The sequence below is a fragment of the Paraburkholderia steynii genome, assembly GCF_900100565.1.
Classification (GTDB): domain Bacteria; phylum Pseudomonadota; class Gammaproteobacteria; order Burkholderiales; family Burkholderiaceae; genus Paraburkholderia; species Paraburkholderia terrae.
In genome coordinates this window covers 361,240-376,717 of sequence record NZ_FNDI01000005.1, presented here as the reverse complement: position 1 = coordinate 376,717, position 15,478 = coordinate 361,240, and the positions used below count along the sequence as shown (strand labels likewise).

Genomic DNA, 15,478 nt, shown 5'->3' with positions numbered 1-15,478 from the left:
TGCCAATTAAATATGAATTTATTCCTCAGATGAGCGTTATTCAGTGGGAGAATAATTCGGCTTCTGAGCCGGTTGATTGCCAGGCTCTTGAAAGTTTTAGAAATTGAGATTAATTAATTTTCGCCGGTCTCTTTTCCGAAGTTTCTATTTTGTGTTAATCTCGCCAGCAAATTCCGAGGCATGATCACTTTCCGGACTAATCGGCATAGACCGTCCGTCCATTTATCGAACCACAAGGAAACTATGTCCTCCTACAGGGAACTACTCGCGCAGCGCGAAAAGCTCGAGAAACAGATCGAAGAGGCGAAAGCGCGCGAGTATGCGGAAGTGTTAAACGAGATCAAGCAGAAAATGTCTGATTACGGTATTACGCTGGCTGAACTCGGCGCTGGCGGACGTGCGAAAGCCGTAAAGGCAGCGGGCCGTCCCCGCGCCGGCGTCGCGCCTAAATATCGTGACCCCGCAAGCGGGAGCACCTGGTCGGGCCGCGGTAAGCCGCCGCGCTGGATTGCAGGTCAAGATCGCGAAAAATTTCTCATCGAGAAATAATATGACTTAATGCTTGCACCGCAAGCAATGGATTTAAGAAAAACCGCGCTCCATTCGGAAGCGCGGTTTTTTATTGGGCTGAGTCTTTTCAATTCTTAGGAAGAACGATGGCCGGTGCCGTGCGTGCTTCGATGCGAATGAGTCGCGTTATGATAAGCGCATGATTTAAAAGGTATTTTTTGTTCGCTTAACAGCGGTTTCACAAAGCGGCGGGTAGAATAAATAGTAACCAAACCGTTTGCCTTCAAATGCCTTCCAACCCGACCGCCCAATCCGCGGAGAAACGACGCGTAGCCCGCAAAACCACTTTCGTCAGCATCGGACTCAATACGGTGTTGATGTCGGTGCAGATTGTCGTGGGCGTGATTGCGCATTCCCAGGCGCTCGTCGCGGACGGCGTGCATTCGCTCGCCGATCTCATTTCCGATTTTGTCGTGCTGGTCGCCAATCGCCATAGCGGAGCCGAACCGGACGCCGATCACAACTACGGACATAGCCGTTATGAAACGGTCGCGTCGCTATTCCTGGGCGGCTTGCTGATTGCGGTCGGCGGCGGCATGTTGTGGCGCGCCGGCGAGCGGCTCACCGATCTGGACAACATTCCTGCCGTTCATGTGAGCGCGCTCATGGTTGCGGTCGTCGTGCTGGTGTCGAAGGAAGCGCTGTTCCGCTACATGCTGCGCGAGGCGCAGCGCGTGCGATCGGCGATGCTGATTGCGAACGCGTGGCATGCGCGCTCGGACGCGGCGTCGTCGCTGGTGGTTGCGTTGGGTATCGTCGGGAGCATTGCTGGCGTGCGGCTGCTCGACCCGGTTGCGGCTGCCGTTGTCGGCTTCATGGTTGCGCGCATGGGCTGGACGTTCGGTTGGGACGCGCTTCAGGATCTGTCCGATCGCGCGCTCGACGAATCCGATACCGCCGATCTGCGCGCTCGGATTTTATCGACGCCAGGCGTGCGCGATGTCCACGAACTGCGCACGCGGAAGATGGGCGACTTCGCACTCGTCGACGCACATATTCTCGTGGACCCGATGATCTCCGTTTCAGAAGGTCACTACATCGCCGAGACGGCGCGTGCGCGTGTGCTGTCGGACAACCGCGTGCTCGATGCGCTGATTCACGTCGATCCGGAAAACGATGCGATTGCGCGGCCACCCGTCAACCTGCCGCCGCGCGCAAAGATCGCGGCTGAAGTGGAATCGGCGCTTGCCGCGCAAGGACTCAAGGCGGCCAGTGTGAATCTGCATTATCTGAGCACGGGGCTCGACGTCGAGGTGACGTTGCAGCCGTCGAGGCTCGACGCGCTGGAAAGCGAAGTGCATCAACTCGCGCGGGTCGATGTGGAAGCGCTCAAGCACAAGCTGGGTGCGCGCCGCTTGAACGTGACACATGCAGTGGATGTGTCGACGGCTGGCGCGGAGCTGGTGCGCGAGCCGCGCGGCGACGGCTGAGCGATTTCCGGCGTCTGAGCGAGCCGGTTAAAGCGGCAGCTGCGTATCGAACTTGATCTCGCGCAGCACGACGCTCGTGCGCACCTGCGCGACAGCGGGAATCTTGAAAATGCGGTCGTGGAGGAAGGCGTCGTACGCCTTGATGTCGGGCGCAACGATCTTGAGGATGTAGTCCGATTCGCCCGTCGTGCTGTAGCACTCGGTCACTTCGGGGCAGGTGGCGATTTCCCGTTCGAACTGCTCGACGCCGCCTTCCGTGTGTCGCGTCAGGTGAATATGGGCGAGTGCGCACACATGCAAGCCGAGCTTTTCGCGATCGAGCAACGCCGTGTAGCGCTGGATGATGCCCGATTGCTCCATGTCCTTGATGCGTCGCCAGCACGGTGTGCTGGACAGTCCGACCTGATCGGAGATTTCCTGCACCGAACGGCGCGCGTCCAGCTGCAAAAGACGCAGGATTTTTTGAGAGAACGTATCGAGTGTCAACTGCGCCTCCGTTGTCGCGTCGCCTTTTCGTCAATGGTAGAGGTCGCGGAAACGAAACGCAATGCAAACCGCCCGTACTGAGGGAGATTCCCTAATTTGGCGCTTACTCGGCGGGTTTTTGTCCTGAGTCGTCCCCGTCAGCGCCGGCTGCCACCGCGCTCTGGCTTGCCCGCAGCTCCGCGAGCATGTTGCAGAAGAGCGCGCCTTGCTCGATGGCGTCGTCGAGCGCGACGTGCGTGTGCGGATGATCGTCGAACCAGTGCTTGGGGAAACGTGGCTTGATGCACTTGCGATACGGCAGCCCCGTCATCGCGAACGCGAGCGTTTTGATATCGAGCGCCGACCACGAGAACGGGCAGCGGCCGGTAAAGCGCATCATGTACCAGAACATGAACGTGAAATCGAAGCCCGCCGGCATCGCGACAAATACGGGCTTGCCCGGCAACGCCTCGACCCATTCGACATACGCCACGAGCGCCGCCGCCGGCTGCTGCAAGTCCTTGCGGCACGCCGCCCACGCTTCGGGCTGTGTCTTCCACCACGCCTCCTGCACGGGATGCGGCGCCGCGCCTTCGAGCAGCTCCAGGTTCGCCGAGAACGTGCCGATCAGCTGCTTGTCGGCCGTATAAGCGGCGGACGCGAAACTCAGCATCGAATGCGGACCGGGAATCGGGCCGTCCGCTTCGACGTCGGTGCTCACATAGATTTCTGCGCTCATGCGCCGACTCTGTCCGCGACATACGGATTCGTGCGTCGTTCGTCGCCGAACGTCGAGGTGGGCCCGTGGCCGGGAACGAACGTCACGTCGTCGCCGAGCGGCCAGAGCTTGGCGCGGATCGAGCGGATCAGGTCGCCGTGGTTGCCACGCGGAAAATCCGTGCGACCGATCGAACCAGCGAACAGCACGTCACCGACCAGCGCGAGACGATGCTCACGGCTGAAGAAGATCACGTGACCGGGCGTGTGGCCGGGGCAGTGATAGACCTCTAGTGTTTCGTCGCCGAACGTCACCGTGTCGTTGTCGTCGAGCCAGCGGGTCGGTTCGAAGGCCTCAGCCGCAGGGAAGCCAAAGCGCACGCTCTGTTCGGGCAGCTTGTCGAGCCAGAAGCGTTCATCGACATGCGGACCTTCAATCGGCACGCCGTAGTGCTCCGCGAGCGTCTTCGCGCCCGCGCAATGATCGATATGTCCGTGCGTTAGCAGCACCTTTTCGACAGACACGTTCTGGCGCTCCACCTCGCCCTTGATGATGTCGAGATCACCGCCCGGATCGACGATGGCCGCGCGCCCGGTGTTCTCGCAAACGAGCAGGGAACTGTTCTGCTGGAACGGCGTGACGGGCATTAGTGTGACTTTCATGGCGGGGGCGCAAAGCTTGGAAAGCTCGATTGTACCGACCGCAGGGTCACGTGCCATCGGCCAGAAAGCCGACTAGCGCATGCGCATTTTTGCAGTAATAGTGAGAATTCATCGGGCGGATGGAGAGCCGGGCAACACAGAATTGTGTTTTTGCTATAATGCACGTAATGGGTGTGGGAAACCGCACTGTCTTTTGGGTGAAAAAGCATTTCGTCCTATGAAACGGGAACGGGCGCTGCTGCTTCACCATCAAGCAAGTGTCGTCGGGTGAATCCGATGACAAATCCAGCATCGATCGCTTTTATCGATGCGCACGTCCTGTCTAGCCAGGTGCCACGCACCTGCTACGGCCTCGCTGCCGTGACGCTGGATGGGGCCTACGCCGCCTTCCTAAGCGCTGTGAGTTTCCGGCGCTGAGCGTGTTTCACGTTCGATGGCGGCTTGTGGGGTCTGGCCAAAACTGCGGGGACAGTTCAGTCAGACGTGAAAACTAACCGTGCGGTAGCGGCTGAGTGTGCCGCGTCCGGGCTTCCGTCGTCCTGCGCCAACGTTGCGCGGTGCGCGCTCGCTCATTGCCGCCGGAGTCGCATGCATAGACGCTGTTTTTTCGCGTGATGCGGCTCGCATTGGTAACAAATTGTCTTATGAAAACTCGGCTACCCCGACGTGTTGGGAGCGTTTTTGCCTTTTTGGCACTCGCCGGTTGCGCGGTGCCTCCGGGCGCGAGCACCCAGGTCAGCGGTGTGTCCGCAACGACCAAGGATGCGCACACTGCGGTTGCACCGCAGTCGTACGGCTCCGGTCTGAACAATCTGCCTGACACGGCAGAGCAGAAGGGCAAGCTCGCTGACGCAGAGCCGTTGACCGACGGCCCGAATATCGGTGATTTCCATCAGATGGGACGCGCGTCGTGGTACGGACGCGGCTTCCACGGACGCAAGACGGCCAACGGCGAGCGTTTCGACATGCACGCGTTGACGGCTGCACACCGCACGTTGCCGCTCGGCTCGTACGTGCGCGTGACCAATCCGGCGACAAACGATACCGTTGTCGTGAAAATCAACGACCGTGGTCCGTACGCGCGTGGTCGGGTGATCGATCTTTCTTACGCGGCTGCGAAGATTTTGCATCTGGCCTATATCGGTACGGCACGCGTGAAGATCGAAGGTCTGACGCAGCGTGAGGCGAAGGCCGAGATGAAGGAAATCCTGGCGTCGAATCAGAGCGATTCGAACGAGAAGTAAGATCGTCTTTGTACGATGGCCGCGGACATGCGATGTCCTCGGAAGAAAGGGCTGCGTTATGCAGCCCTTTTTGTTTTTACTCGTCCTTTTTCAGCGCTAGCGCACGCGTGTACAGCGCGTTGCGCGAAGCGCCCGTGAGCGTCGCCGCGATTTTCACGGCGCCGCTTACCGACAACTCTTCCAGCAGCATGTGGAGCAGCGCGTCGTGATCGTGCTCGCCTTCGGCAGCGACAGGCGTGCCTTCGACGACCAGCACGAATTCGCCGCGTTGCCGGTTGGCGTCTTCGGCAAGCCACTTAGGCCCTTCGGCCAGGGTGCAGCGATGCAGCGCCTCATGTAATTTCGTCAACTCACGGGCAATCAACAGACGCCGCTCGCCGCCGAACGCGTCGGCGAGCGCCTGCACGGTTTCGACGATGCGATGCGGCGCTTCGTAGAACACCATCGCATACGGATGCTTCGTCAGCGGCGCGAGCGCGGCGGCGCGCTGCTTCGCTTTGGGCGGCAGGAACCCGACGAAAGAAAACGTCGATACCCAGTCGCCCGCGACGCTGAGCGCCGTGGCGAGCGCGCTTGCGCCCGGCATGGGTACGACGGGGAAACCGGCTTCGCGCACGGCATCGACGAGTTTTGCGCCCGGGTCCGAGATGCCTGGCGTGCCCGCGTCGGAAACGTACGCGATACGTTCGCCCGCCTGCAGATACTCGACGATGCGTTGCGCGGACTCGCGTTCGTTGTGCTGATGCACGGCGACGAGCGGCTTCGAGATGCCGTAGCGCGACAGCAGTTGTCCCGTGTTGCGTGTGTCTTCGGCGGCGATGCGATCCACGAGGCCGAGCACGTGAAGCGCGCGCAACGTGATGTCGGCGATGTTGCCGATCGGCGTGGCCACGACGTAAAGCGCGGAAGCGGGGTACTGCTGTCCCTGCGCGAGTTCGAAAAGAGGAGTCATGACACGGAAGACGCAGACAGACGAAACGAGGCCGACATTGTGCCACGCAGCCGCGCGCGCACGAGATCACGCACGCGATGCCGCGCCGCGCTCGCACAACTTTTCCGATGGCGCACGGTCCAAAAGCGTCGGGGCAGCGTTCGAAGCGCACGCGTTGACGTTTCTTCAGCGGCAGCGTTTGCGGTTCGTCGCGCGTAACTTCGTGTGTCGCGGCGGCGAGATCGATCTCGTGATGCGCGAGCCAGACGGCGCGCTCGTGTTCGTCGAAGTGCGCGCGCGAGCGCACGGCGGATATGGCGGAGCGGCGGCGAGTGTCGTGTGGCAGAAGCAGCAGCGCATAGTGCGCGCCGCGCAGCACTTTTTGTTGGCGCATCATGGCGCGATGCCCGCGTGCCGCTTCGACGTGATCGCGTTCGAGCGCGGACGTCTGGTGTGGCTTCGCGACGCTTTTCGCGCGGACGACTGTTGAGCAGGCGGTTTCGCCGCGTGAGTACGATAAACTTGCGGACGCGAAAAGGGCGGCGCGTGGTGTGTGTGAATACGCGCCGAACGCTTTGCACGCAGGCGCTGCAGAACGGAACCGCTAAACGGCCTCGCATGACGCGCCGATCGGAGCGCTGCGGACCATCGCGCGGGGAAGGGCAACACGTCCAATTGAACCTGCGCTGCCAGGCGGGCAGCGCAAGCAGTACACGATAGAGAGTCGATGTCAGTCGAACGCATTCAACAACACTTCCGCGATAGCGCGGCAGTCACACTCGCAGCACTGGACGCTTTGTCGATGCCGATCGCGGCGGCCGTCGACACGATGTTTGCCGCGCTTGCAAACGGTAACAAGATTCTGGCGTGCGGCAACGGCGGGTCCGCTGCCGACGCGCAATACTTCGCTGCCGAACTGATCGGCGGCTTCGAGCGCGAGCGTCCCGCGTTGGCGGCCATTGCGCTGACGACAGATTCGTCGATCATCACGGGCATCGCCAACGATGCATCGCTCGACCAGATTTTCGCGACGCAGATTCGCGCGCTCGGTCAGCCTGGCGACGTGCTGCTCGCTATCTCGACGTCGGGCAATCCAGCCAATATTCTCGCTGCCGTCGAAGACGCGCATGACCGCGAGATGATCGTGATCGCGCTGTCGGGCAAGGGCGGCGGCAAGATGAACGAAGTGCTGCACGATACCGACATCCATATTTGCGCACCGTCCGATCGCACGGCGCGCGTGCAGGAAGTGCATCTGTTGACGATCCATAGTCTGTGCGACGGCATCGATGCGATGTTGCTCGGCGAAGAATGATTCCGAAGGAGAGCGAGTTGATGAGCGCATATCGCGTGAAGAGTACGTTTGTGAGGACCACGCTGGTGGTTGGTCTCGTCGCCGGGCTGGCTGCGACGTTGCAGGGCTGCGTGCTGGCTGTCGGCGCGGCGGCGGGCGGCAGCGCGCTGGTCGCGACCGATCGGCGCACGCTCGGCGCGCAGACGGAAGACCGCGAGATTCAGGTGAAGGCGATGTCGTTGATCAGCCAGAATTTGCCGGACTCGGCTCACGTTAACGTGACGGTGTTTAATCGCCGGGTGTTGCTGACTGGGGAAGTGGCGGGTGAGGTTTCGAAGGCGCGGGCTGAATCGGTTTTGCGTAGCCTCAATAACGTGAATGCGATCATTAATGAGTTGACGGTTGCGCCCGCGAGTTCTTTTTCTTCGCGTAGTAACGATACGTATCTGGAAGGGCGCGTGAAGACGGCGCTGATCGCTGAGAAGGATATTTCGGCGAATAACTATAAGGTGGTTTGTGAGCGTGGTTCTATCTATCTGATGGGGCTCGTTACCGTTGATGAGGGGAATCGCGGGGCGGATGTGGCTAGCAGGGTGCCCGGGGTTACGCAGGTTGTGAAGGTGTTTCAGTATATTCAGCCGCAAGAGGCAGTTGCGGCGTCGGCGGCGGCTGCGTCCGCGGCTTCGGGGGCGCCGGCTGCGACGCAGCCTGATGCTGAGGTGACGTCGGGAGCGGTGCCGGATTCGTCGGTTACTTCGAAGCCGTTGGAGCAGCAGGCTCCGGCGCCGGTTAGTAACTCGATGCAGGTGCATCCGGGGACTCCGAAGGCGGGGCAATGAGGGTGGGTTTTTTTGTTGCTGGGCTTCGGGCGGTGATGGGTGGGTTGGTTTTGGTTGCTGGGTTTGGGGTTGTTAGCGCCGCTCATGCTGCCGATGCGCCGTCGCGTGGACTGGCGATCGCTCGGGCTAATGCTTGTATGGGCTGTCATGCGGTTGATCGGAAGCTTGTTGGGCCCTCGTTTCAGCAGGTGGCTGAGAAGTACAAGGGGAATGCTGGGGCTGGGGCTTTGCTTTCGAAGAAGGTGAAGGATGGTGGCTCCGGCGTTTGGGGAGCGATTCCCATGCCCGCGCATCCCGCAATGAACGATGCTGATATTCGCACCGTCGTCGATTGGGTGCTGGCTGGGGCGCCTTCGAAGTAATTCGGCTTTGTGCTCTGGCACAGTAATTTTTCGTCGTGCTAGAATCGGCAAGTCGTGGGGCGGTAGCTCAGCTGGGAGAGCGTCGCGTTCGCAATGCGAAGGTCGTGAGTTCGATCCTCATCCGCTCCACCAAGAATACGTCTGAAGTAATCCGGGAATGTCCAGAGAACCCCGTGAGATCAAGGCTCACGGGGTTTTTTGTCGCCTATAATGTCCGGGATGGTCCACTAAAATCCGGTCTGAGGTTGGGGTACTTCTCGGGGTATCCGCTGAATGGCCCAAGTGCGATACCCCCAATGGCGCTCACCGACATACTTATTCGGAATGCCAAGCCCGGCAAGAAACCCCAGAAGCTGTTCGACGGCGGAGGGCTCTTTCTGTATGTCACACCGAGCGGCGGCAAGCTGTGGCGGCTGAAGTACCGCTTCGGCGGCAAGGAGCGGCTGCTGTCCCTCGGCGCTTATCCTGCTATCAGTCTGAAGGATGCACGGGAGCGTCGCGATGAGGCCCGCAAGCTGCTGGCGCATGACGTTGATCCCGGCGAGCACCGTAAGGCGCAGAAGGCAGCGACTTTAGCTCGCGCGGCCGACTCATTCGAGGTCATCGCTCGCGAATGGTTCGCGAAGTTTGCACCCACGTGGGCCGAGGGCCACTCGAGCAAGATCATCCAGCGTCTGGAACGGGATGTCTTCCCTTGGCTGGGAGCTCGGCCAATTGCAGACATCACGGCTCCTGAATTGCTGACAGTCCTGCGCCGGATTGAGGGCCGGGGTGCACTCGACACGGCCCTGCGAGCAAAGCAGAACTGCGGACAGGTTTTCCGTTACGCCGTGGCGTCGGGGCGGGCGGAGCGTGATCCATCTGGCGATCTGCGGGGGGCGCTTGCGCCTGTAAAGCATGAAAACTTTGCCGCCATCGTCGATCCTGCACAGTTAGCGGAACTGCTGCGAGCTATCGACGGCTTCAAGGGAACATTCGTCGTCAAATGCGCCTTACGATTGGCGCCCATGCTCTTTGTGAGGCCCGGCGAGTTGCGTACGGCTGAGTGGACCGCATTTGATCTTGAGAAAGCCGAATGGCGGTACCTGGTCAGCAAGACTAAAACGGAGCACCTCGTCCCACTGTCAGCACAAGCGGTGGCGATTCTGCGCGAACTGCGCGCCTTGACTGGCCAATGGCGCCACGTTTTTCCTGGCCGCGAACCGCGCAAGCCGATGAGCAGCGCGGCCATCAATGCCGCGTTGCGGCGGTTGGGGTACGACACGAGGACAGAGATCACCGGACACGGCTTTCGGGCAACGGCGCGCACAATTCTGCACGAGGAATTGCACTTCAAGCCAGAAGTGATCGAACATCAACTTGCACACAAGGTGCCGGATGCCTTAGGCACCGCCTATAACCGCACCAAATTTTTGAATGAACGCAGGGCTATGATGCAACGGTGGGCTGACTACCTTGACGAGCTGAAGGTCGACGCGAAACTCGTACCGATGGTCAACGCGCGTTAGAGATAAGGGCCAACAATCAACGAGCGAGAGTTGGCGGGCGAGGATATCGCGCCCGCCGTCAAACCAAAGTCCTGCTCCTTTTAGAATCGAAACAAATCTAGCTGTGGGGGGATTATCTGCGATTGGCCGTTTGGCGTGAGTTCATCCACTCATCGACTGAGTGCGCCCACCAACCGACCGCACGCGCGCCAAGCTGCACGGGTGGTGGAAACTGGCCTGCCTGAATCCACGAGTACAGGGTCGATCTTTTCACACCAATCTTGTCCAGTACCTGTGGTAGGCGCAGGAATTTACCCTTTTCCATTTTTGGCTCCCGTAACAAACAGTGCTTCCGGCAAGTGTTCTTTATCCATGAGATTCCGCTCGCGCAGAATGGCGCTCGTGTCCACCGCAATGTTGAAGAGATGCTCGAGTTCTATCTTGAGTTGTCCAATTGACGTCGGATTCTCGTCGAGAAACAGGCGCTGGACCAAAACCTGTTGCACTTCGGGGTCGCTCAACTCGCGCAGGCGTACGGAGGCGCGCCCGTCGAGGCCTTTTGACTCGCGGGAGCTTTGCGTCGGTGTCTTCAATGAGTTCAGATATTCCCTGCGGCGGTGTTCTAGGGAAATCCGGCCCGGAGGACGCACCAGCGAGAGGATTGGTGAGCCGCGCAGTGAAAGCAGATCATCAATGGTGAGCTGATACACGGGCGCAACCAAATCCATCCTGCCGCAGGCGCGTAGCTGTGCCACCGCGGTCGAAGCAGCTTGCTTCAGCAGGACCTGCAGATACTGCATGTCGTCGGGCACACTCGGGGCGCGATGTGGCTCGATCGTCCTCGGAAGCCTCTTGTCCAACAGTTCCTCAAGCAGCCCGGTGAGCGGTGCCAAAGCAAAGCGGTAGACCACGTCGGCGGCTTCGAGCTTGAGCCGGACCTTGCTTAGATCAAGGGACTTCCAGGGACACGCGCGACCCACAATTTCGAGTTCCTGCGCGAAGATCCACACATGGCGGAATATCCGGACGACTGCGTCAGGTGATGTCGCATGCTTACGATGTATGTACCATGTCAGGAAGTCCGCTTCACTGGCGATCGTATCGAGCATCGGGTCGCCCGCGTCAGCGAAGTAGTCGCGCAATGTCGCCAGTTCGGCCTGCCTGCGCAGGAAGGCTGCCGAACTGGGCGAAGGCAGCGAGCAGCGCTGGAAGCCACTGAGCAGCGCAAGCGCTGTGTCCGGGCGCTCTTGCTGCACTTGCGACTGCTGTACTTCGACCCAGCGCTGGCAAGCGAGGCGGAAGTCCTGGCCAAGCATGAGTTTCGTGCCGTCGGGTTGGATGAGGTAGAACGTTCGGGTGTTGTCACGCCCACGGCGGGAACGCATCCCGGAAGGATAAGCAGTCCTCTTCATGCCTTTCTCCGGGGTGGCGTGTAATGCCACAGGACATCAAGACGTAGATGACCGAGCTCCTGGCTGACCATTTCGAAAATGTCGAGCGGGTCGAGACCCATCGCGATGAGCGTCTCTAGGCGGCGCTGGCCGTAGCCGTGCCGCAGTCCGTGAAATCCCAGAGAGAACCCGAGTACGACGACACTCGTCTCCGAAAACGACTGGGACAGGCTCTGGCCACCGCCGAGATCGAACACGGTTTCCCGATGCACTTTGCGGTCAATGACCGTGGCAGGCATCGCAAGGCGGCAGGTCTGCAGTTGAAGATGCAGTTCTGCTGGGATCCAGATGCTGCGCGCGAGCCCTCCTTTGCCCGTCGTCCGGTAGATGACACCGTCGGGCAGACCGGTGAACAGATCGGGACGCCAAGGGCGACCTGGTTCGGGGTCGAGCTCATGCGCCTCGCGCAGTTCGTACAGTTCACTGGCGCGCATTCCGCTGTGAAAGGCGACGCGCGTCGCAAGTGCATTGCGCGACGACTGGCGGCGAGCAATGGCCACCATCTCGTCTTCCGTGTACGCACGACCACGTGTGAACGTTGAGATTTGGGCGTCGATCCGCGTAAGCGCCACGCTGAAGACGAGGCTCAAAGCTTGGCGATGCTGATCGACAGTTTTTTGCCGCCAGCGCTGGCTCTCCTGCGTCAGATATTGTTCGAGTTCTGCGCGAGTTACGGGCGCGTCGATGCTTGTGCCGCCCGCGAAGCGCCAGCGGAGAAAATCGCATACACATTGCTCGAAATTTCGCGCCGTGCCTACGGATACGATCACGTGCCCCGCGATTGCGCCGAGGGCCGACTTCGACTGGCCGAGCGCTACGACAGCCGAGATCAGTTTCCGTGCCAATGCGTTTGCGGCGAGAGAGAGAGTCGCGCTGCTCATTTGGCCTTACCCCATGCAAAGTTGACCCCGAGGCGCTTCAGAAATCGGTGCACGGTGGACTTGTGCACCTTGAGGCCGAATCGTTTGGCGATCCCGTCTGCCACCTCCTGCAGCGAGTGACGACGCACGTCTGCTCCTTTGAGGCGTGACGTGGCGCACCGGCGGAGGAAGGCAACGATGTCGGGGCGATCTAGCTTCGAATGTTTGTTGCGTGCCTGCATGGTGAAACCCTCCTGATCAGGAGTCTCGCATCGCAGTGGGACGATGCAACCCGCGCGGCGACGTGCCGCGGTCGCCGGGATGCGGCGACCAGTCAACGACTTTGCGGGTTCATGCGGAGCGGCCCGGACCAAGAGCTGCAGCGGTGGCGTAAAAGCCTTTCGTGGGAGGACGCGGCCTTCCCTCCGACGGGATCGATTTCAGCTGGGTCACACTGCGGGAATCCCCGGCGCGGACAATTTGCATCGACCCTGTGGGCGCGCCCGCAGGACACCATGTGCATTGCGCGCGGGGACCGCGACGACCGATGCAGGCTTTAGCCTCACGGACGCCGTGCGTCAGTCAGATCAAGTTTTGGATCGAAATTGGCGCTTCCTTCCCAGAGAACAGGGAGGAAGGGTTCCTGAAAGGCGGGAGTGCACGCCTCGTTGACACGCCTATCCAGCAGGAAAGGCGGGTAATGCGTATTCATGTGAAATCGGTTTGTGCCCGGAGGCACGCTGCCGCATTAGCGGCTGGCGAAACTGTATCCTTCTTCTTCGAGCTGATCTTTAGGTGGTTGCCCTAATCGTTTTGCGTTAATCCCACGATGCCAGGTTGCTGTGAAGAGCACATTCGGGCGGTGGCGTCGCTATCCATCAAGGTTGCAGACGCCTTTATGCGTCGCCGTGCTCGTCGCCAGTCGCATCAGGCGGTGGAGACATGAAATTGGCGAGGAGGTTGGTGACAAATTCGTCCCCCAGCGCCGCACTGACTGGATTGGTCTCCGTATGGTCCATGTGAACGGCGCTGCTGCCAGGATGGGACACCGGAATCGTTTTGTTCATGCCGGTCAGTCCCATCTTCTGCAACATGCAGCCCAGCTCCGCAAAGGTAACAAGCAGGCGAGCGCGCCGTCGCGCGGACGCCTCGCCAGCAAGTGTTTCGCTGAGATGCGGGTGTTCGCTCGCATGTATTGTGTAGTGGCCCTTGAAGGTGTTCATTGCCGTCCTTTGCGCGCAGCTTCGCCAGCAAGCAGAAATCCAATCGAGTTCGCGAAGCGGGGATTGTCCACGACCTGGATCTCGCATCCGAGAATTTCACGAAGCGCCTCGAGATAGTAGTGAGCGGCTCCGCCCGCGGCGAAGACGATCAGGTCTTCCTGGGTTTTGATTGTTGTCAACACCGAACGGGCAACCGGGATGGTCACATGAAGCGCCCGGCGAAGGTAAGGCGAAAGGTCAATCTCCCGGCCCGCATGTATCAGTGGCTTTCCGGTGACGATGGCCCTGTCAATCCTGTCGAGGTTCGAAAAACGTCCTGAATGGTCGCGTTGCAGCAACTCGGCGATGTGACGAAGCACCAGCGCGGCGCCTCCCGCAATTCCGCGTGAGCGATGAGGATCAATTTTAAAACTCGGGGAGGCGACCAGCGTGTCCGTCGTGGCCCAGCCACAGTCGATCATGCAGCAAGAGGTATCGGGCATAAATGCATCCGGTTTCTTGACGCGCAAGAATGCGAACGCGCCCACGCCCTGTGGCAGCACCGACGCGTTTCTGACCGTGTACGTCCCGTGGCCGAACTCGTGGCGTCCGCGGAACTTCTTGATGAGCGCGGGCGCATACTGCTGGAAAGTGTGCATTGGCAGGCCCAGTACTAACTCACTGATGTTCTGGATTCCACTCTGAACGAGCGCTGCCTTGACGAGGGCGTCATGCTCATCTGTGATGGGATATTGGTCGTTCTCAGTACGGATTACGCTGGACGAAACGACCTCAACCTCAGAGGTATTTACCAAGTAAGACGCGTCGCCGATCTCGATCCTGAGATCGGCCTCGCGTGCTCCGATGCTTTCGAGACCAGAAAAGATCGCGACGCCCGATGCACGAAGTGCGAGGCTCGGAAAACTTCCAGTGACGATCTTACCGTCACGCCGCAGCGCATACTTTGTGGACAGGTAGCCGACGTCGAGGCCAACCTCTCCGGGCTGGTTGTGGAACGAGGGTTCGTTGAACATTTGATCTCCCTATGGAACTTGTTAAAAGGTCGGTGTTTGGTTGGGGCACCCGCCATTGATGCACTCGATCGCTCCGTCATGTGTTGCAGAGATCTTGCAACTGGATTCGGGACATGCAAGTTGAGCGGGCTGCGTCAAAACGATCCTCTTCTACTGCTGCACCTCCTGAGCTGGACGCTCAAGAAGACCCTACGCACTACAAATGGATAGATAAACGGCACGGAGCCGGCGCACTCCCGCGGGAGCACGACTTGCCGCCAATTTGGCATTTCGGGAAGGGACCATACGCGCGGCCTGCGTGCAATGCCTCAAGGAAGTGAAATTTCGTAGGGTGATGCGCTGCCCGTTGATAGCGCAGGTGGCGGAGCGGATTGCATGGCTGCATCAACTCGAATATTGCAGGGCGCGTGAACGCCTGTGGAAATGCCTTCCGAACGGACAGACGTGATCGACCCTCCGCGTGAGGGACGTCAGCACGAGTGTTAGGTTTTAATTTTCGGAAAGGGCAACTGGAGCGCACGGTTGATGCGAGCGAACCCGAAGCGGTGGGTCACGCGACCAAGTGCGATTTCTGCCTCCTCGCATACGCTAACGTAGCGAGGGTTGGATAGTCCGACCAGTACAAAGGCCTGGTCGCTTTCAGCTTCATGTGCGTACACAAACGTGCGCGCAACCAACGGGGTGGTCGATCAGTCGATCAACCTCATGCCGGGAACCGGCGAATCATGCCAGATAGAGATTAAGGAATCCGGAGCGGTTTTGTCAAGCAGCATCGCTCTCTTCCAATACTGCAGAAAATTTCCGGTGTGATCGACCCGGGCGCATTGGGCCCGGCGCCCGCGGGCGGCAATATCAAAACTCAACGCCTTGCGTTGCGTTTAAGGACGTAAGGAGAGCGGGAAAAGTAGTTGAAAAGCCTTATGCGGCGG

18 protein-coding genes and 1 tRNA gene are annotated in these 15,478 nt (G+C 59.9%); 9 read left to right on the top strand and 10 right to left on the bottom strand.

The genetic code is table 11. From position 1 onward, the window contains the following. Positions 1–243: 243 nt before the first annotated feature. On the top strand, positions 244–549 hold the full coding sequence (locus tag BLT65_RS12600; protein ID WP_007582165.1) for an H-NS histone family protein: 306 nt from the start codon (positions 244–246) through the stop codon (positions 547–549). Positions 550–797: 248 nt separating this feature from the next. After that, positions 798–2,000 carry a cation diffusion facilitator family transporter gene (locus BLT65_RS12595; protein WP_091778109.1) on the top strand — a complete coding sequence of 401 codons (1,203 nt, stop codon included), beginning with the start codon at positions 798–800 and terminating at the stop codon, positions 1,998–2,000. 27 nt (positions 2,001–2,027) lie between these two features. On the opposite strand, the gene BLT65_RS12590 is transcribed toward BLT65_RS12595, so the two are convergent. The 3 genes from BLT65_RS12590 to BLT65_RS12580 all read right to left on the bottom strand — a co-directional run bounded on the left by BLT65_RS12590 (position 2,028) and on the right by BLT65_RS12580 (position 3,845). Then, positions 2,028–2,486 (bottom strand): Lrp/AsnC family transcriptional regulator, encoded by a 459-nt coding sequence (locus BLT65_RS12590; protein ID WP_007582169.1) that lies wholly within the window; start codon positions 2,484–2,486, stop codon positions 2,028–2,030. Positions 2,487–2,589: 103 nt separating this feature from the next. After that, positions 2,590–3,204: a 3'-5' exonuclease family protein gene (locus BLT65_RS12585; RefSeq protein ID WP_042313001.1), complete on the bottom strand. Its 615-nt coding sequence runs from the start codon at positions 3,202–3,204 to the stop codon at positions 2,590–2,592. Continuing rightward, a complete protein-coding gene (locus BLT65_RS12580) occupies positions 3,201–3,845 on the bottom strand; it encodes an MBL fold metallo-hydrolase (protein ID WP_091778107.1) in 645 nt (214 codons plus the stop codon). Before BLT65_RS12580 ends, BLT65_RS12585 begins: the two co-directional genes overlap by 4 nt. Before the next feature lie 644 nt (positions 3,846–4,489). Here BLT65_RS12580 and BLT65_RS12575 point away from each other — a divergent pair. Further along, positions 4,490–5,089, top strand: coding sequence for a septal ring lytic transglycosylase RlpA family protein (locus tag BLT65_RS12575; RefSeq protein WP_416365440.1), 600 nt, complete (start codon positions 4,490–4,492; stop codon positions 5,087–5,089). Between the two features lie 76 nt (positions 5,090–5,165). On the opposite strand, the gene rsmI is transcribed toward BLT65_RS12575, so the two are convergent. Then, a complete protein-coding gene (gene rsmI / locus BLT65_RS12570; protein WP_091778104.1) occupies positions 5,166–6,041 on the bottom strand; it encodes a 16S rRNA (cytidine(1402)-2'-O)-methyltransferase in 876 nt (291 codons plus the stop codon). Here rsmI and BLT65_RS12565 point away from each other — a divergent pair. The 6 genes from BLT65_RS12565 (at position 6,040) to BLT65_RS12540 (ending at position 10,023) form a co-directional block, all read left to right on the top strand. Beyond that, positions 6,040–6,510: a YraN family protein gene (locus BLT65_RS12565; protein ID WP_091778102.1), complete on the top strand. Its 471-nt coding sequence runs from the start codon at positions 6,040–6,042 to the stop codon at positions 6,508–6,510. The two genes, rsmI and BLT65_RS12565, sit on opposite strands and share 2 nt — an antisense overlap. 237 nt (positions 6,511–6,747) lie before the next feature. Next, complete coding sequence (locus BLT65_RS12560; protein ID WP_007582184.1) at positions 6,748–7,335, top strand: phosphoheptose isomerase; 588 nt, start codon at positions 6,748–6,750, stop codon at positions 7,333–7,335. A 20-nt stretch (positions 7,336–7,355) separates the two neighbouring features. Further along, positions 7,356–8,153 carry a BON domain-containing protein gene (locus BLT65_RS12555; protein WP_091778168.1) on the top strand — a complete coding sequence of 266 codons (798 nt, stop codon included), beginning with the start codon at positions 7,356–7,358 and terminating at the stop codon, positions 8,151–8,153. Continuing rightward, positions 8,150–8,515, top strand: a complete 366-nt coding sequence (locus BLT65_RS12550) for a c-type cytochrome (RefSeq protein WP_091778101.1) — start codon at positions 8,150–8,152, stop codon at positions 8,513–8,515. Before BLT65_RS12555 ends, BLT65_RS12550 begins: the two co-directional genes overlap by 4 nt. 56 nt (positions 8,516–8,571) lie before the next feature. After that, positions 8,572–8,647: transfer RNA gene (locus BLT65_RS12545), tRNA-Ala, on the top strand. Positions 8,648–8,811: 164 nt separating this feature from the next. Further along, the gene (locus BLT65_RS12540; RefSeq protein ID WP_086909141.1) at positions 8,812–10,023 is read left to right on the top strand and encodes a tyrosine-type recombinase/integrase; all 1,212 of its coding nucleotides are present in this window, start codon (positions 8,812–8,814) and stop codon (positions 10,021–10,023) included. 112 nt (positions 10,024–10,135) lie between these two features. On the opposite strand, the gene BLT65_RS12535 is transcribed toward BLT65_RS12540, so the two are convergent. The 6 genes from BLT65_RS12535 to BLT65_RS12505 form a co-directional block, all read right to left on the bottom strand. Further along, positions 10,136–10,327, bottom strand: a complete 192-nt coding sequence (locus BLT65_RS12535) for a helix-turn-helix transcriptional regulator (protein WP_086909142.1) — start codon at positions 10,325–10,327, stop codon at positions 10,136–10,138. Next, positions 10,314–11,414 carry a hypothetical protein gene (locus BLT65_RS12530; RefSeq protein ID WP_091778099.1) on the bottom strand — a complete coding sequence of 367 codons (1,101 nt, stop codon included), beginning with the start codon at positions 11,412–11,414 and terminating at the stop codon, positions 10,314–10,316. Before BLT65_RS12530 ends, BLT65_RS12535 begins: the two co-directional genes overlap by 14 nt. Further along, positions 11,411–12,223, bottom strand: coding sequence for a site-specific integrase (locus BLT65_RS12525; protein ID WP_143036512.1), 813 nt, complete (start codon positions 12,221–12,223; stop codon positions 11,411–11,413). The genes BLT65_RS12530 and BLT65_RS12525 overlap by 4 nt, the downstream gene beginning before the upstream one ends. Positions 12,224–12,330: 107 nt before the next feature. Then, the gene (locus BLT65_RS12520; RefSeq protein WP_086909145.1) at positions 12,331–12,555 is read right to left on the bottom strand and encodes a winged helix-turn-helix domain-containing protein; all 225 of its coding nucleotides are present in this window, start codon (positions 12,553–12,555) and stop codon (positions 12,331–12,333) included. 654 nt (positions 12,556–13,209) lie between these two features. Next, the gene (locus BLT65_RS12510) at positions 13,210–13,536 is read right to left on the bottom strand and encodes a hypothetical protein (RefSeq protein ID WP_091778095.1); all 327 of its coding nucleotides are present in this window, start codon (positions 13,534–13,536) and stop codon (positions 13,210–13,212) included. Then, positions 13,533–14,549 carry a ParM/StbA family protein gene (locus BLT65_RS12505; protein ID WP_091778094.1) on the bottom strand — a complete coding sequence of 339 codons (1,017 nt, stop codon included), beginning with the start codon at positions 14,547–14,549 and terminating at the stop codon, positions 13,533–13,535. Before BLT65_RS12505 ends, BLT65_RS12510 begins: the two co-directional genes overlap by 4 nt. Positions 14,550–15,478 lie beyond the last annotated feature (929 nt).

Excerpts from the sequence above, each read along its gene's own strand:
- BLT65_RS12600 (WP_007582165.1), top strand. The coding sequence starts at position 244 with ATGTCCTCCTACAGGGAACTACTCGCGCAGCGCGAAAAGCTCGAGAAA.
- BLT65_RS12595 (WP_091778109.1), top strand. The coding sequence starts at position 798 with ATGCCTTCCAACCCGACCGCCCAATCCGCGGAGAAACGACGCGTAGCC.
- BLT65_RS12585 (WP_042313001.1), bottom strand. The coding sequence starts at position 3,204 with ATGAGCGCAGAAATCTATGTGAGCACCGACGTCGAAGCGGACGGCCCG.
- BLT65_RS12580 (WP_091778107.1), bottom strand. The coding sequence starts at position 3,845 with ATGAAAGTCACACTAATGCCCGTCACGCCGTTCCAGCAGAACAGTTCC.
- BLT65_RS12575 (WP_416365440.1), top strand. The coding sequence starts at position 4,490 with ATGAAAACTCGGCTACCCCGACGTGTTGGGAGCGTTTTTGCCTTTTTG.
- BLT65_RS12565 (WP_091778102.1), top strand. The coding sequence starts at position 6,040 with ATGACACGGAAGACGCAGACAGACGAAACGAGGCCGACATTGTGCCAC.
- rsmI (WP_091778104.1), bottom strand. The coding sequence starts at position 6,041 with ATGACTCCTCTTTTCGAACTCGCGCAGGGACAGCAGTACCCCGCTTCC.
- BLT65_RS12560 (WP_007582184.1), top strand. The coding sequence starts at position 6,748 with ATGTCAGTCGAACGCATTCAACAACACTTCCGCGATAGCGCGGCAGTC.
- BLT65_RS12555 (WP_091778168.1), top strand. The coding sequence starts at position 7,356 with ATGAGCGCATATCGCGTGAAGAGTACGTTTGTGAGGACCACGCTGGTG.
- BLT65_RS12550 (WP_091778101.1), top strand. The coding sequence starts at position 8,150 with ATGAGGGTGGGTTTTTTTGTTGCTGGGCTTCGGGCGGTGATGGGTGGG.
- BLT65_RS12540 (WP_086909141.1), top strand. The coding sequence starts at position 8,812 with ATGGCGCTCACCGACATACTTATTCGGAATGCCAAGCCCGGCAAGAAA.
- BLT65_RS12535 (WP_086909142.1), bottom strand. The coding sequence starts at position 10,327 with ATGGAAAAGGGTAAATTCCTGCGCCTACCACAGGTACTGGACAAGATT.
- BLT65_RS12530 (WP_091778099.1), bottom strand. The coding sequence starts at position 11,414 with ATGAAGAGGACTGCTTATCCTTCCGGGATGCGTTCCCGCCGTGGGCGT.
- BLT65_RS12520 (WP_086909145.1), bottom strand. The coding sequence starts at position 12,555 with ATGCAGGCACGCAACAAACATTCGAAGCTAGATCGCCCCGACATCGTT.
- BLT65_RS12510 (WP_091778095.1), bottom strand. The coding sequence starts at position 13,536 with ATGAACACCTTCAAGGGCCACTACACAATACATGCGAGCGAACACCCG.
- BLT65_RS12505 (WP_091778094.1), bottom strand. The coding sequence starts at position 14,549 with ATGTTCAACGAACCCTCGTTCCACAACCAGCCCGGAGAGGTTGGCCTC.